Origin of the sequence: Sedimentisphaera cyanobacteriorum, from assembly GCF_001997385.1 — a bacterium.
Lineage (GTDB): Bacteria > Planctomycetota > Phycisphaerae > Sedimentisphaerales > Sedimentisphaeraceae > Sedimentisphaera > Sedimentisphaera cyanobacteriorum.
Genome location: NZ_CP019633.1, coordinates 1,847,695 through 1,862,785 on the forward strand (window position 1 = coordinate 1,847,695; position 15,091 = coordinate 1,862,785).

10 protein-coding genes are annotated in these 15,091 nt (G+C 46.1%); 3 read left to right on the plus strand and 7 right to left on the minus strand.

What is annotated here, in order from left to right; translation table 11 throughout:
• Nucleotides 1-60: 60 nt before the first annotated feature.
• The 7 genes from L21SP3_RS07455 to L21SP3_RS07485 form a co-directional block, all read right to left on the minus strand.
• Nucleotides 61-477, minus strand: coding sequence for a J domain-containing protein (locus tag L21SP3_RS07455; RefSeq protein WP_077540253.1), 417 nt, complete (start codon nucleotides 475-477; stop codon nucleotides 61-63).
• The gene (locus L21SP3_RS07460) at nucleotides 474-764 is read right to left on the minus strand and encodes an ArsR/SmtB family transcription factor (RefSeq protein WP_077540254.1); all 291 of its coding nucleotides are present in this window, start codon (nucleotides 762-764) and stop codon (nucleotides 474-476) included. The genes L21SP3_RS07455 and L21SP3_RS07460 overlap by 4 nt, the downstream gene beginning before the upstream one ends.
• 85 nt (nucleotides 765-849) lie before the next feature.
• Complete coding sequence (locus tag L21SP3_RS07465; protein WP_077540255.1) at nucleotides 850-2,277, minus strand: DUF3748 domain-containing protein; 1,428 nt, start codon at nucleotides 2,275-2,277, stop codon at nucleotides 850-852.
• Between the two features lie 3 nt (nucleotides 2,278-2,280).
• Nucleotides 2,281-3,384 (minus strand): uroporphyrinogen decarboxylase/cobalamine-independent methonine synthase family protein, encoded by a 1,104-nt coding sequence (locus L21SP3_RS07470; RefSeq protein ID WP_077540256.1) that lies wholly within the window; start codon nucleotides 3,382-3,384, stop codon nucleotides 2,281-2,283.
• 2 nt (nucleotides 3,385-3,386) lie between these two features.
• On the minus strand, nucleotides 3,387-4,973 hold the full coding sequence (locus tag L21SP3_RS07475) for a sodium:solute symporter (RefSeq protein WP_077540257.1): 1,587 nt from the start codon (nucleotides 4,971-4,973) through the stop codon (nucleotides 3,387-3,389).
• A gap of 67 nt (nucleotides 4,974-5,040) precedes the next feature.
• The gene (locus L21SP3_RS07480) at nucleotides 5,041-5,988 is read right to left on the minus strand and encodes a dihydrodipicolinate synthase family protein (RefSeq protein ID WP_077540258.1); all 948 of its coding nucleotides are present in this window, start codon (nucleotides 5,986-5,988) and stop codon (nucleotides 5,041-5,043) included.
• Nucleotides 5,989-6,130: 142 nt separating this feature from the next.
• Nucleotides 6,131-7,195 carry a LacI family DNA-binding transcriptional regulator gene (locus L21SP3_RS07485; RefSeq protein ID WP_077540259.1) on the minus strand — a complete coding sequence of 355 codons (1,065 nt, stop codon included), beginning with the start codon at nucleotides 7,193-7,195 and terminating at the stop codon, nucleotides 6,131-6,133.
• A 167-nt stretch (nucleotides 7,196-7,362) separates the two neighbouring features.
• Between L21SP3_RS07485 and L21SP3_RS07490 the strand changes: the two genes are divergently transcribed.
• From L21SP3_RS07490 to L21SP3_RS07500, 3 genes are all read left to right on the plus strand, one after another.
• Nucleotides 7,363-10,044 carry a LamG-like jellyroll fold domain-containing protein gene (locus L21SP3_RS07490; RefSeq protein ID WP_161488144.1) on the plus strand — a complete coding sequence of 894 codons (2,682 nt, stop codon included), beginning with the start codon at nucleotides 7,363-7,365 and terminating at the stop codon, nucleotides 10,042-10,044.
• 216 nt (nucleotides 10,045-10,260) lie between these two features.
• Nucleotides 10,261-13,329, plus strand: coding sequence for an SUMF1/EgtB/PvdO family nonheme iron enzyme (locus L21SP3_RS07495; protein WP_077540261.1), 3,069 nt, complete (start codon nucleotides 10,261-10,263; stop codon nucleotides 13,327-13,329).
• A 73-nt stretch (nucleotides 13,330-13,402) separates the two neighbouring features.
• A complete protein-coding gene (locus L21SP3_RS07500; protein ID WP_077540262.1) occupies nucleotides 13,403-15,040 on the plus strand; it encodes a sulfatase family protein in 1,638 nt (545 codons plus the stop codon).
• Nucleotides 15,041-15,091: the final 51 nt, after the last annotated feature.

Here is a 15,091-nt window from a genome sequence, read left to right on the forward strand (position 1 = left end):
TTCTTCAATATTTTAATGCTTTTACTCTCCGGCTGGGCGGCCTGTATTCTTCATCGCAGTTCAAATGCACGAGTTTGGCCGGTCGCTTTTTTTCTTCTTGCCTTTTTCTTCGTGTTTGTGCTGTTCCGGTGAGCCGTAGAATTTATCACGCCACCACAAAAATCTGCCCCAGCTGTTATCGAGGTTGTATTTGCAGTTTTTATCGTCGCTTTTTGGACGATCTATCTGTTCAAAGATTTCAGAGCATTGTTTATTGAAGGCCAGAAGGTCGTATGCGCATTTAATCAGGCGGAATTGTTTGTCCGAATCAGAGCTGCTCTGGTTATGGTCAGGGTGGTGTTTGCAGGCAGCTTGGCGGTATGCCTTTTTGAGCTGCTCGCTGCTGGAGTCCTCCTTTACGCCAAGTATCTCTCGAGCGGCTTTTCTGGCCTCAGTCTCGAGGTCTATATCTTTCATAAAATCCATATTATGCTTCATTTTGATGCTGCCTCCGGTTCGAATAGCGAATCAATTTGGCTCTTCCAGCTTCGAAGAACATCTTCATTCAGGCAGTAATCAACGAAGTAGCCGCGCTTCTCAGAGTGCACTGCGCCTGCCGCTCTCAATATTCGAAGGTGCTGAGAAACCGCTCCTGCCGTGATACCAAGCTCCTCAGCGAGCTCGCCTACGCAAAGGCATCTCCGGCCGAGAAGGCGAATTATCTTTATCCGCGTATCAACGCCGAGAACCTTGCTTATCTCTGCTGTTTTTCTGTCTTGATCCATAATCATTTCCATTTAGTATATTTTATTATACTAAAATAAATAACCGAGTCAATCTCTATAAGCTTTCTTGCAGAGGATTTAGTTTTTATTCGCTTGCTTGTTCGCTGAGGCTGAGAAGAAAGATTTGGCGGTATTTTTCGCCGGCTTCAGAAACATCCAGATTGAAGGCTATTTTGCTGCCGTCCCTGCTCCAGCAGGGATTGACCGGGTGGGTGCTGAATCTTTTTGTAAGTTTTTTCGGACTAGACGGAGAGCCGTTTTCAATCGCCACGGAAAATACGCTGTTATCGCATACATAGCTTATCGTATGGCTGCCGGGTTTCCAGAAGAATGTATCCTGCACGCTGGTATCGTGTTTTGTCAGCTGTATGGGTTCGCCTTCTGTCGGCGAAACAGCAAAAAGCTGCACTGCTGCATCATCATCTTTTGCCAGATATGCGATATATTTGCCGTCTGAGCTGGATAGAACCCAGTGTCGCGGGTCCCGCACAATGCCGGGGTATTTCCGGTTCTGCGTATATGTGAGCCGTTTTTGCCCTGCTCCTTCAGGCGGCATCGGCATTTTTGTCTTTGTCCCTTCAATCGCCCCGTGTCTTCCTGATGTTTGGATGTTTTCAGGGATATCCGAGATGAACAGCTCAACCAAATCCTCGCCTGCTTCTGTTTTTAGTGTTCCTAAATATGCCTGTGCCCGCTGGTATGTACCGTTGGCTTTCAAGTATCCCTTACTGCCTACCCAAGCATTGCTGAATGCCCTGCTGATCTGGTTTGAGCCCGGCTCGGGGTCGGGAACAACCTTAGCAGCGAGGACGGAAAAGCATCTGCCGGAATGGTTTTCTGTCTGGGTATGCCCTGAAACCTCTACAGGCAGGCCTCTTTTCATAACGCCCACCGAGCGAAGATTCAGCTTTCTGCCGGTTTCCTCCTCGAGCTCGGCCATAAGGGCATCGTTGTATGTAAAACCGATCCATTCGCCGTCGCCGCTGAACTGATGGGCGTGCGTTCCTCCCCGAAGGGCTCCAGGCGTAAACGGCGGGTAAACATCCCTTGCGTCCATATAGACGCCCTTCCCCGAGCTTTTGCTTTCATCCGCCATAACGCACGTCCTTCGGTGGAAGTCGTAGGGGCGTGATTTCGAGGCGTTTTTTATTCCTCTGATGAATATAATCTGATCTTTAGAGGGGTGATAAGTAGGCGTACCGCAGCCCGGGCCGTATTCATTCTGCCCGGGCACTTCATAAACCCTCTGTATCTTTCCTGTTTGCGTGTTTACCTTTTCGATATACGGATTTGAGCCCATAAGCGGCCCGTCTGCCCGTGTATCGTAAACGATCCACTCCCCGTCCGGCGAAAAGCTGCCGTAGGGACTTATGTAATGATTTTCCGGCTGATTTGTGAGCTGTATTGATTTGCCAGCTCCGGATATATCGCTATTTTTGTTTACGCTAACATCGCCCATAGGAAAGGCGGACGCTGTAATTACAAGTAAAATTGTGCAGAGAGACGCTTTCATTTTTTACCCCGCAGAAACAGTTTGCTCATATTTTCGGGAGATCTCATCGCAGAGCCTGATAAATTCAGCAACTTTCTCATCCTCGGTATCAGATTCAATATCCGCAGCGACAATATCGCAGGGCCCGTACTCTGAGGCAGCTTTCAAAAGGTCTTCACGAATCTGCTTTATGTCTTTGTTTTTCACGTCCATTGGGGTGTACATCAGAGATCTTCTTGCATTTGGAAAGAGCTTTTTAGCGAGCTGTAAATCAGAGTTGATGCCCATATCGATATATGCAACGTACGGGATTTTTGCGTATTCTTCGAGGTAAGGCGTTGCGTTCCAAGCGCAGTTGTGCAGGCCGAAGCAGCTGTCTCTTTCGGCAATTTTGATGTCCTGAGCGAGCAGGTATTCTCTGTACTGCTCAGGAGAGATCATATTTACAAGGCAGTTACTTATATTGGAAAAGCTGTTTTCAAAGCCGCTCTCGCTTTGTATTTTCTGAACGACAGTGCTTGCCTCGAGCATTGTTTTGCGTATCACATCAAACAGATGTCTGCATCTTTCGGGTTTATCGAAAAGGTCGAGGAAGAGCTCTTCGCCTCGCAGCCTCTGGGCATTGTTCAGCACTCCCTGCCAGTTTATGAAGCCCTTGATTATTCCGTGTTTGGATTTAATTTTTTCAAGCTGGCCGAGCAGGTTCTGGAAGATCTCGCTGCTTTGCAAGTTTGGAACTTCGAGATTGTCTATCTGGTCTGCTGAGAGGTAGTCTTTGCTTGTGCATGGCCAGTTGTCTCTGGAGTACACAATAGGTATTCCGAACATGGCTGAGATAATGCATGCGCCGAAAGTTCCAGTCAGGAAATCCGGCTGCATTTCAGGCTGGTCTATAGCTGCGATTGAGGAGTTCGGGAAGCGTTTCTCAATCTCCGCTTTCATCATATTTACTGTCTGCTCGCGGTAGTCCGGGTCTGTATGCCATTTCTCGCCGAAATCTATATCCAGCGACTGACGGTACCATTTCGGGGTGAAGCCGATTTCCGGCCTCAGCCAAGGCAGATTTCCTTTCGCAGGGCGTCTTGTGGCCGGTGCTCCGGGAGCTATATAGCTTATAAGCTGCTGCATATCTATGTCCTTCTTTTCACTATTTTCGTTATCAGCAGCCCTGCTACAAGTATTACCATTGTTCCGAATACAGGAATCAGAAACGAATGAAGATGGCTTTTCAGGTGGTCTGGAAGAGCGCCAATCTTCGGAGATAATGTCATATATGCTATAACAATCAGCCCCATTATCACTGAGGCAGCTGCGATTGGACTGCTTGCCCTTCTGCTTATCAGCCCGAGCAGGAAGAGCCCGAGCATACCGCCGCCGAAAATTCCTGCAAGCGTCCACCACGCATCAAGCGCACTGGTTATGTTCACCAGCAGAAGCGCCGTACCAGTCCCCAAGAGTCCCCAGAGGATAGTAGCGGTGTATATTGCAAGCATGGACTGCCTTTCGGTGTGTTTTTTATTTATAAATCGCTGATACCAGTCTGTTGTTATAAGGGTTGCCGATGAGTTCAGACTCGTTGAAACAGTACTCATCGCTGCTGCAAAAATAGCGGCAATCAAAAGCCCCGTTACGCCAACAGGGAGCTGCTTGCCGATGAAGTGCGGAAACACCTTGTCTCCCATTTCAGAAACAGTAACAGTTTCAGCTCGTTCTTCAAGCCTCTCTTTAAAATCTGCGTCGTTTTCAGAAACGTTTTCTCTTAAAAGCTGCTGCTCTGCTACAGTATATCTAACTTCCTGCATATACTCAGGGTGGGTCTGGTAGTAGGCGTAGAGCTGAGTACCGATAAAGAAGAATACAGCCGAAACGGGAAGGTAAAGCAGTCCTCCGAGCCAGATGCTCTTGCGCGCTTCTTTTGTGTTTTTAGAGGCGATGTAGCGCTGGATATAGCTCTGGTCGATTCCGAAATTCTGCAGGTTTATCACCACGCCGTAAACCAGTACAACCCAGAAAGTTGCGTTGGTGAGCGAGGGGCCGAAGCTTCCGAGGCTGAATTTATCATTCGCCGCAGCTATCTCAAATACCTGCCCTGGCCCTTCCGGCATATTCATAAGCATCATAACCGAGCAGGCAATCGCACCAACCATCAGAACAATAGCCTGAAGCGCATCTGCCCAGATAATCGCTGCGATTCCGCCAACGAATGAATAAACCGTAACAGAGAGCCCCGTGAAAAGTATGATAAGCCTTATATCTTTACCGAGAAGTACGCTCAGAGGCAGAGCCATCAGATACATCACAACACCCATTCTCGCAAGCTGGGTGAGGACGTAGAAGAAGCTCGCATACATCCTTGCCCAAGTGCCGAATCGGTGCTCAAGGTGGGCATAGGCTGAAACTTCCCCCGTCTTGCGGTAGTATGGCAGGAAAAACTTCACAGCTATCCACGTTGCCACAGGAATAGATAGGCTAAATACAAACGGATTCCAGTTTCCGCCGAACGATTTGCCCGGCAGGCCGAGAAAGCTGATGCTGCTGAGGTATGTGGCGAAGATTGACAGCCCGCATGCCCAGCCGGGAAGCGCCCTGCTCGCTGCGGTAAAACCTTCGACTGATCGGCTTTTGCGGTAGAAGTAGAAGCCGATTCCCATAGTGAGAACAAAATAGAGAGCGAGAATCACCCAGTCTGCGGCGGTGAAATACGTTTCAACTTTCATAGCCTATTGGTCTCCTGTTAAACTAATTTTTGAGGCCATTATAATCATTACAGCCCATTACAGGCAACTATTTGTTTTGGTGAAGTGCGGAATAATCGCAGCTGATACTGCTTAGCTCTTCATTGTTTTCAGAGATGAACTTCTTTATCCGCTGCCGGTGTGATGCATCGGCCGGCTGAAGGGGGCTGGCTACAAAATCCGGACACAGATCTTTTTCGTAAAGGGCATACTTTAGCCCAGAGATATAGCTGGGCTCATAAATGTTTTCAGCCATTTGGCCTATAAGGCTTTTGCAGTATTCAGATGTCGCTTCGTCTTTGAGTACTAAAGACTGGTACAACCTTGCGAAAAGCCCGGGGAAAAGGTTAGCCCCGCCTGTGATTCCGCCGTCTGCTCCTAATGAGACAGCCTCATCAAGCAGCAATTCAGGCCCTATCATCACAGACCAGTCCGGGCGAATTTGCTTCAGCTCTGTAACCCGCCGGAAATAATCCATATCTGCCGAGCTGTCTTTAACGCCTGTTATACCAGGCAGTTCTGCAAGCTTTCTCAGCGTTTCCACCTCAAAAACTGTCTTAGTGCAGCTGGGCATATTATAGAGGAAAATCGGGAGGCTTATTTGCGAATGAAGCTTTTTAATATATTCGTAAAGCTCGTTTTGAGTGATAGGGAAATAGTACGGCGAGCAAACCACAACAGCATCCGCACCGTTCTGTTCAGCCTCTCGGGCAAGCTCGAGCGTTTCTGGCAGGCAGGTGGTTGTTATGCCTGCAAGCACCAGAACCCGCTGATTTATAAACCTGCAGCTGCGCCTGATAATCTCTTTTTTGACACTAATGCCAAGGCTCGCTGCCTCGCCTGTAGTACCGAGTACAAAAATCCCGTTCACACCGCCTGCAATTATATGCTCTATAATCGCACTGAGCTTTTCAGTATTGAGCTTCTCCTCAGTTTCCATGGGTGTAACCAACGGCGGGATTATTCCCTTAAACTGCTTGTTTTTTGTAAATTCCATAATTTTCCTTGAATTATCATTAGTCTGCTAAAACGTTTTTATTAAGCTAAATTGTAATCAATGTTTAGCAAAAGGTCAATAGGAAAAAGGTTTTTTCTGCTAATTATAGAAAAAAAGTTACGGGTCAATTCAAGTTTCGGGTTTATATATCTATTTCGAAGTTGGCAATACTGCCTCTTCTAGTTGATTCTCTCAGCACGGGCATAACCGGAACCACTACTTGAGTGGGCATAGAAATTTTACCATTGAGCTGCTTGAAAAGCAGTCTTACGGCTTCTTCGTGAAGGTTGTACTGTGATCTGGTGAATGTGCTTAATGGAGGGTCGATGTACGGGGAAACAGAGGAATCACCAGTTCCTATTACTGCTATATCGTCAGGGATTTTAAGCCCTTTTTTCTTCACAGCGTGATAAGAACCTACAGCAAGCGAATCGGTTATCGTGTAGAGCCCGTCGATTTTTTCGCCTGAATCGAGGAAGTTTTTCATTGCTTCGTACCCGTTTTTTTCGGTGAAACCATCTGCTACTATTTCAACAGGCTTGTTTCCGCTCAATTTCTCGGCATCCTCCCTGAAACCTTCAATACGTGCTATGGTGGTTTGGGTGAGGATTTTAGAGTACAGGATTACTGGATTCCTGCTGCCTGAAGAATAAAGAATATCCGCCGCCTGACGGCCTGTCATATGAGCCACTGTTTTCACTGAGGAGTAGTGAGGGATGTCCCTGCCTATAAACACAACAGGGGAGCTTATTACGTTTTCTGCAAGGAATTCATCGTCTGTGGGTATTGTATTAGCTATCAGGGCTGCATTGAATCTTGTTCCGTCCAGAAGGCCCGGAAGCTCCTTTACCCGCCCTGCCTCGAACATATCTACAGTTACATTGAAGTTTATATCCTTATATTCGGCTTCATTTCCCACCCTCTGGAGAGTAGTAATAACTGAGCTTATAAGCGGCAGAGGCGCCTGAAAAGACGTTAGAACAGCTATGGTGATTGGATAGCTGCTGGAGCTGTAAGACCGCAGCATTCTCGCTGAAATATTCGGAAGGTAGCCGATCTCTCGGGCTGCCTGCTGAACCCTCTTTACTGTTTCCGGAGATATCCTGCGTTCCTCTTGCCTGTTGTTCAGCACAGAGGAAATTGTAGAAATTGAAACCCCGAGCTTCTTCGAGAGCTGCCTTATTGTTACCTGTTTATTTTTTTCCATGATTAATCTTTAAGGTTATATATAGTTTTGCTTGAAAAAAACGCACCTTCTGCCGCAGTAAAAATTCTCATTAGTCATTCTGTATTATACAGTTATTGGCGGAAAGGTGTACCGAAAATTAAAAAAAAACGTTTTAGTTTAATATGATAAATGATATAAGTCAGCGTATGGCTATATTAATATTGCATCATCGAATTGAGCAACTTGCTTTTATGAAAAGTCGTTTTTATGCGAAAGGTGTTATCATGAAAAGTTTTGTAACATTATGTACTATTATGTTGTTAGCTGTTGGAGCTAATGTAATGGGGGCTCTTAACTTGTATTGCGGGTACGACTACGCCGGAGACACAATTGACGGCCAGTCATCCGGGAATGACATAGGCCTCTTGGAAAGCTGGTCTGCGAGCGGCTTCGGATTGGGCAGTGGCAGTTTGGATTATCCACTGAATGCTGGATTTTCGACACTCGGAAATAGAGTCGTTGCATATTCGTCTGTGCAAATTACAGGCTCCAGGCAAATGGCTTCCGCTGCCGAGATTGATTTAGGAGTTGATAAGGATTATTATATCAGCTACCTGCTTCGAAAAGATGGTAATAGATATGTCGGCTTTCAGCTGAATGGTGTTGGTGTGCCCTTTATCGAAATGGGAATCGGGCACGGCAACGATTTTAGAGTATGCGTTGAAGATGAAGGCTGCGTGGAAGCTGAATTCGATGCAGTTGCCGGTTCAACATATCTTATTGTCTGCAAAATTGAGGCCAGAGTTGCCGAAGATGATAAGATTTACATGAAAATATACGAAAATACAGAAGCAGTCGATATCAATGAACCCCTTGAAAGTGAATATGACGTGTCGAATTCTGCTAATTTGGGTGGTACTTACGACACAGTTTTATTCAGGTCCAATGCTGAGGTCAATTTAGAAGTTGATGAATTGCGTATTGGAGATTATTGGTATGACGTAGCCTATGGTTCCCCTGAATTTGCTTATGACCCGTATCCTGCTAACGGAGCAACAGCTGTAGCTACTGACCCTGAATTAAATTGGCAGTCTGCAAATAGTTCAGCAACTTATGATGTTTATTTTGGAACTGACCCAAACTCACTTTCACAGGTTGCTACTTCAATCAGCGAGACCTCTTGGCCTCTCAGTTCGCTCTCTGTAGGTACTCAATATTTCTGGCGCGTTGATACAGTTAGCGGTGCTACTGTTGTTACCAGTGAAGTATGGACATTTACTACAGCCGGTAAGGCCGAAAATCCAAAACCCGAAAACAATTCAGAAAACAACTCAGTAAATCCGCAGCTTACGTGGAGTGGTAATCCATTATCAGACTCATATGACATTTATTTTGGAGATTCGGCGCAAAATCTTAATTTCGTATCCAATGTAACAGAGGAGAGCTATCAAATTACTGATGCGCTCAATGAGGACAGTGTATATTTCTGGCGTATTGATACGCTTGACAGTGAGGGTAACTTGCTTGAAACAGGCGATGTATGGCAGTTTACAACTGGCAGTTTATTCGCTTACTGGAAACTGGATAAGGATAGCGGAACCAACGTGGAAAATGCTATTACAACAGGAGTTGACGGCACGATTGTTGCCCCGAATAATGATTACTCTCGCGAAGCCGGCGTTTTAGGTAAAGCTTTGAGATTAAGTCCAATCGACCAGACGAATGACAATGGTCCTCGAATAGAACTGCAAGACATTGGCTCCAATGCAGGTATCAATACAGACAAAGCCACTATTGGAATGTGGTTATATCTGGATGGACCTCAGCAGGATCCTACAGGCCTTTTCATTAACCGCGGAACCGGAACGGGATTTTGGATGGCAGGTTCCAATCGACATTTGAGATATATGTGGGACGGGGGCAATTATGGCAGCGATATTACTTTGCCGCTGAATAAATGGGTTTATTTGGCATGGGTTGTTGAGCCGAATAAGGCGAGCTTTTATTTGTTTGAAGACGGTGAGGTTCGTTCATGGGTCAACTCGCAATCTCATGGCCTTAACGCCTTCAGCGGTCCTACACGGATTGGTGCAGAAGTGTTGCCCAGAGATCGATTTTTTAAGGGATTGATAGATGAAGTTCGTGTATATAACAGACCACTGAATCTATCTGAAGTTCAGGACGTTTACGAACAAAGCTCCATTGCAAAATACCCTAATCCCTTAAATGGTGAAATAAATGTTCCAACCGACTTGACTTTGGAATGGATGCAAGGGACTGGAATGGTCTCACAGGATGTATACTTAAGCACTGATCCAGATTTCACAGGAGAGAGTCCTGTTGCAACTGGTGTTGTCTCCGAAAGTTGGCCTATATCTGATTTGGATTTGGATATGGAGTACTACTGGAGAGTTGATACGGTTACCGATGCAAACTCGATTCAAGGAAATGTATGGAGTTTTGAGACAATTCCTCCAAAGGCATACGATCCAACGCCAAGTAATGACGCAGTTGATGTAGCTCCGGATCAGGATCTATCTTGGACTCCTGCCCCGGGTGGTCCTTATGAACATCAGGTTTACTTAAGCACAGATTTAACTGAAGTAAATGAACGGCAAGCGGCAGCCTATCAGGGAGAATTTAGCTCTGCCACTTTTGACCCCGCTGATTTAGAATGGAATACAAAGTACTACTGGGCTGTCGATGAGTACGATGGAGCAAATCTCTATTCCGGCGAACTTTGGAATTTCACTACTATTACGCCGGTTTGCGATCCTCCTCTCGCAGCGGACTTGAACGGCGACTGTATAGTAACCATGGATGACTTTTCTGTGATGGCTTTACAGTGGCTGCAGTGCAACCTTGTCCCTGTTGAAGCTTGCCCGTAAATGAAAAACTAATTTCATTTGTTACATGAGAGCATGAACTTACTTAACTAAACAACAAGCCGCAATGAGTGTTATATCCGTTGCGGCTTGTTTTAATATTAGACAAAACAGATTTGATAAAGAAGCTCAAATGCTTAGATTTATCATAAACTGAAATCAAAATGATTTTAACAAAAAAAAACGTCAACACTTACAATAATAATTAAAAGGAATAGCATGTATAAACACCTTTTATACTGGTTTTTGATTAATATGTTTTGCTGGGCAGCTTTGCCTTCGAAAGCTCATTCATCAGATTTTACAAATTCACTCGGAATGGAGATGTTCCGGATTGAAGCTGGTAAATTCGAAATGGGTGGGTCGGAGGGAGAAACATTGATCCCTTCTGATCAATGGGACGAAAAGCCGGTTCATCAGGTAACTGTCACTCAACCTTTCTACATGGCTTCAACTGAAGTTACAAATGCTCAGTATGAACAGTTTGACCCTGAACATTCCACTTTTCGCGGATTACGCGGCGTTTCTTCAGAAGACAATGATGCGGTTGTGTATGTCAGTTGGAACGAGGCCGAAGCTTTTTGTGAATGGCTCAGTCAAAAAGAAGGAAAGAATTATCGTTTGCCTACAGAGGCTGAATGGGAATATGCCTGCAGAGCGGGAACCTCAACTGCCTATTGGACAGGCAGCGAATTGCCTGAAGCTCATCATCGAAACCAGTGGGTCGAAAGACAGGGCAACCATAAGGACAGTGATTTGAGAAAGCTCAAAGGTAAAGTGGAGGTCTCTCTGCAAGTTGGAACTATGCCGCCTAATCCATGGGGCCTGCATGAGATGCATGGTAATGTTGAAGAATGGGTTTCGGACTGGTATGGTCAGTATTCAAACCATAGCTGCTTAGATCCAGTTGGACCAGCTGACGGCATGTTTAAGGTTACCCGAGGCGGGAGCCACAACACAGCATTAAAATATTTGCGATCTGCAAATCGGTCTGCGACATTACCCGAAGACAAACATTGGTTAATTGGCTTTAGAGTAGTCCAGGCACCAATGCCGGATACTGATCCAGCACAGTCAGTATTGCCTGAAATGAGCGATCCCTCGGCAGATCAACAGAATGCTCAGTGGTCTGAATCTACTGAATTACCATTTTTTTCAGGTCCTATCCCCTTTGTTCAACCGGACAGCGAACACCCTTTAATGTCTGAATTGCCGCATCATCATTGCCCAACAATCACATGGGCTCCCAATGGAGATTTGATTGCGGCTTGGTTTAATACAATCAGTGAAATTGGTCGTGAAATGGTTATTGTTTCAAGTCGGCTCCGTTATAATAATGGAGAGTGGGCAGATAAATGGGATACAGCCCGCTTGTTTTTCGCTCCCGCCGATCGCAATACTACTGGCAGCTCTCTTTTGAATGACGGTTTAGGTCGAATTTATTTCTTTAATGCTATCGGTGATTCTGGACATCACAGAGACCAGAGTATGATGATGAGTTTCAGTGAAGACAGCGGTAAGACATGGTCAAGCCCTAAAATCATCAGCGATTTAAAGAATAGGCATAAATACACACCAATGGACAGTGCTTTTGTAGAAAACGGCGGCCAAAGGATTGTTCTTTCGGTTGATTATGCCCCGATTGGACATAGTGCAAACGAAGCAGGTTCCGGCGTTTTTATAAGCCAAGACAGAGGTAAATCATGGTTAGACAAGATTAGTAACAAATCGAGGCCAAAAGTAGCTCATGGAAGTACGGATGGGCTCGTTGCAGGCTTTCATATTAACACGGTAAGATTAACTGATGGCCGATTATTGGCAATGGCACGCGGGCAGGGCAGATTTGATATCAATGGCCACATCACTAAGAGTTATTCAAACGATGAAGGAGAAACATGGACTTATCAAGAAAGCTGCTTCCCTGATATTAGCTACGGGCGAAGACTTGTTTTAATGCGGTTGAACAAAGGACCGATTATGCTGGTTTCCTTCACCGACCCAACTGACGGGATGGAGTTTTTGGACTCAAACGGAGATTCATTTACCGGTTACGGGATGTTTGCTGCCTTATCGTATGACGAAGGAAGTACATGGCCAACCCAAAAATTAATTACGCCGGGTAAAGGAACCTATGACGGAAAAGCCCATACAGGAACATTTAATGCAACTGCTACTCAGGCTGAACCCAAAGGCTACTTGGCAGCTACCCAAACCCCTGATGATACAATTCATCTAATCAGCAGCGGTTTGCATTATCAATATAATCTTGAATGGCTTGAAACTCCCGCAGATCCGCCTCCAGTACCAAACAACAGTTCAGAAAATAACTCTATTAGTCCGTTACTCAAGTGGAATAAAATCAATAACGCCAATTCGTACAGGGTTTATTTGGGGGATAGTACGGAAACAATGCAGCATTTACAAACTACAGCAGATTTAGAATATCAGGTTGCCAGTCCTCTGAAAGCAAAAAACTCTTATTTTTGGCGAGTAGATGCCCTTGATGAGCAAGGAGATCTTATCCAAACCGGTGATGTATGGAAGTTTACCACTGGCGGTTTATTCGGCTACTGGAAGCTTGATGAGGAAAGCGGAACCACGGTGAAAAATGCTATTGAGGGTGGTCCTGATGGTACGATTGTTGCCCCAAATAATGATTATTCCCGCGAGAGCGGTGTTATAGGCAAAGCTGTAAAGTTTAGTCCAATCGATCAGACGGGCGACAATGGCCCTCGAATAGAATTGCAGGACATTGGCTCTCACGCAGACATATATACCAATACATCCACTGTTGCGATGTGGCTGTACCTTGATGGTCATCAGCAGGATCCTACAGGCCTTTTCATTAACCGCGGAACCGGAACGGGATTTTGGATGGCAGGTTCCAATCGACATTTGAGATATATGTGGGACAGGGGCAATTATGGCAGCGATATTACTTTGCCGCTGAATAAATGGGTTTATTTGGCATGGGTTGTTGAGCCGAATAAGGCGAGCTTTTATTTGTTTGAAGACGGTGAGGTTCGTTCATGGGTCAACTCGCAATCTCATGGCCTTAACGCCTTCAGCGGTCCTACACGGATTGGTGCAGAAGTATTGCAGCGGGAGCGATTTTTGAGTGGAATGATAGACGATGTTCGCATATACAATCGTCCTCTTAGTGTATCGGAGCTTCAGGAATTTTACCAATGGGAGCCTTTGCAGTCCGATCTTAATAAAAACGGCGTCGTTGATGGAAATGATTTAATGTTATTTTTTGCGGAATGGATGTACAGTAGCATTGAATAGCACTTTTCCTGACTGAGATTAAGATTATAAGACTCTTGAAAATAATTATTTATCTAAATTAAAAGTACTAAAAATGAAACAGTCAAACAAAAAATCAGACGTTAATTTTGACCGCAGAAGCTTTTTGTATGCCGCAGCAGGGACGGCTGTTTTCGGGTCTCTGAAATCCAAGGCGAGCTCTGATTTCTCAGGCATAAATATCCAGAGCACCCTCAGCCCAGACGAAAAGCCCAACATAATCATTATGATGACAGACCAGCAGCGTTTCGATGCTCTGGGGTGCATGGGAAATAAGGCCGTTCATACGCCAAATATAGACCGGCTTGCCAAGGAGGGCACGCTGTTTGAACGCTGCTATGTGAGCAATCCGATATGCACGCCAAGCAGGGCTAGTATGCTAACGGGCAAAACAGTCCCCGGCCACGGGCTCTACCGCCTTTACGACAACCTGCCGGAGGATGAGGTTATGTTCCCTGAATACCTCCGCCGCGCCGGCTACAAAACCGCAATGTTCGGCAAGATGCACACCTCCGGCCGGCTCAAGGAATCTAAAGAAAGGCACCCGCACGACGGCTTCGAGATTTATAAATGGTGCATCGAGCCTTATATCCATCAGGACAGCCCACTGAATGGATACACCAAATGGCTGAGAAAGAAAGACCCCGCCTTTGCCGAGAAGCTCAGGAAACAGGGCAGGGATATAAGCAGAATCCCGCGAGAGCTTCATATGACAAAATGGGCAGCGGACAATACGATAGACCTTATAAACGATTACAAAGAGGGGCAGCCGTTTTTCGGCATAATGAGCGTTTTCGATCCGCACAACCCCTACGAGGGATATCCGCCGGAAATGGCAAAGCTTATTGATGAGGATAAAATCGAAGACCCGATGCTGAAAAAGAGCTCAGACGAGCCAGACCCAATAGCCTATGAAAGAAATAAATCACAGCTTGGCAGTATTGATAATTTCAGCCTTGAAGAGCTTCGGGAAATGAAAAAGAACTACCTTGCTACCATAGCATTCTTTGATGAGCAGGTTGGCAGGGTTTTGGATGCGATCGATGATAAGGGCATAGCCGAGAACACTATGGTTGTGGTAACCTCCGACGGAGGCGATATGCTCGGAGACCACAGGCTCCTTGCCAAGGGCGCCTTCCTCTACGAACAGAGCATCCGAGTTCCGCTGATAATGCGCTGGCCGAAGAAGATGCCCTCCGGCAAGCGGGTAGGAGATCTTACCCAGCTCCAGGACCTCGCCTGCACCTCGCTAAGCGCCGCAGGGATAATGAACGATAAGCTCCAGAGCACTATGCCCGAATCCGGCAACCTCACAGCTCTGGCCAACGGGAAGGCGGAGAGGTGGCGTGATTTTGCCGTCTCAACTTTCCGCAATACCGGGATTATGGTTGACGGGCAGTATCCAGACCCGCCAATACACGTAACGATGATAAGGGAAACCAGATACAAGCTCATTGCATACCTCAACCCCCGCGGCAGCGAGGAGCCGTTTGATGGACAGATCTTTGATATGCACAAAGACCCCCACGAACTGAACAACCTCTGGGACAGTCCTGAGCATTTGGAAATAAAGCTGCGGCTTATGTCAAGACTTGCCGGCTGGGAAACAAGGCAGGAGCTTATGCTCGGTTCGCCCATAGGCGGCGATGTCCCGGGCGAGAAAGAAAGGCTCGATAACCGCCTGAAAAAGTAATCGGCTGGAGAAAACGGTCAGCATTAAAATATTTTTGATTTGAGAGGATTA

What these genes read in the sequence shown, in the direction of transcription:
- L21SP3_RS07455 (WP_077540253.1), bottom strand. Translation starts at nt 477, where the DNA reads ATGAAGCATAATATGGATTTTATGAAAGATATAGACCTCGAGACTGAG.
- L21SP3_RS07460 (WP_077540254.1), bottom strand. Translation starts at nt 764, where the DNA reads ATGGATCAAGACAGAAAAACAGCAGAGATAAGCAAGGTTCTCGGCGTT.
- L21SP3_RS07465 (WP_077540255.1), bottom strand. Translation starts at nt 2,277, where the DNA reads ATGAAAGCGTCTCTCTGCACAATTTTACTTGTAATTACAGCGTCCGCC.
- L21SP3_RS07470 (WP_077540256.1), bottom strand. Translation starts at nt 3,384, where the DNA reads ATGCAGCAGCTTATAAGCTATATAGCTCCCGGAGCACCGGCCACAAGA.
- L21SP3_RS07475 (WP_077540257.1), bottom strand. Translation starts at nt 4,973, where the DNA reads ATGAAAGTTGAAACGTATTTCACCGCCGCAGACTGGGTGATTCTCGCT.
- L21SP3_RS07480 (WP_077540258.1), bottom strand. Translation starts at nt 5,988, where the DNA reads ATGGAATTTACAAAAAACAAGCAGTTTAAGGGAATAATCCCGCCGTTG.
- L21SP3_RS07485 (WP_077540259.1), bottom strand. Translation starts at nt 7,195, where the DNA reads ATGGAAAAAAATAAACAGGTAACAATAAGGCAGCTCTCGAAGAAGCTC.
- L21SP3_RS07490 (WP_161488144.1), top strand. Translation starts at nt 7,363, where the DNA reads ATGGCTATATTAATATTGCATCATCGAATTGAGCAACTTGCTTTTATG.
- L21SP3_RS07495 (WP_077540261.1), top strand. Translation starts at nt 10,261, where the DNA reads ATGTATAAACACCTTTTATACTGGTTTTTGATTAATATGTTTTGCTGG.
- L21SP3_RS07500 (WP_077540262.1), top strand. Translation starts at nt 13,403, where the DNA reads ATGAAACAGTCAAACAAAAAATCAGACGTTAATTTTGACCGCAGAAGC.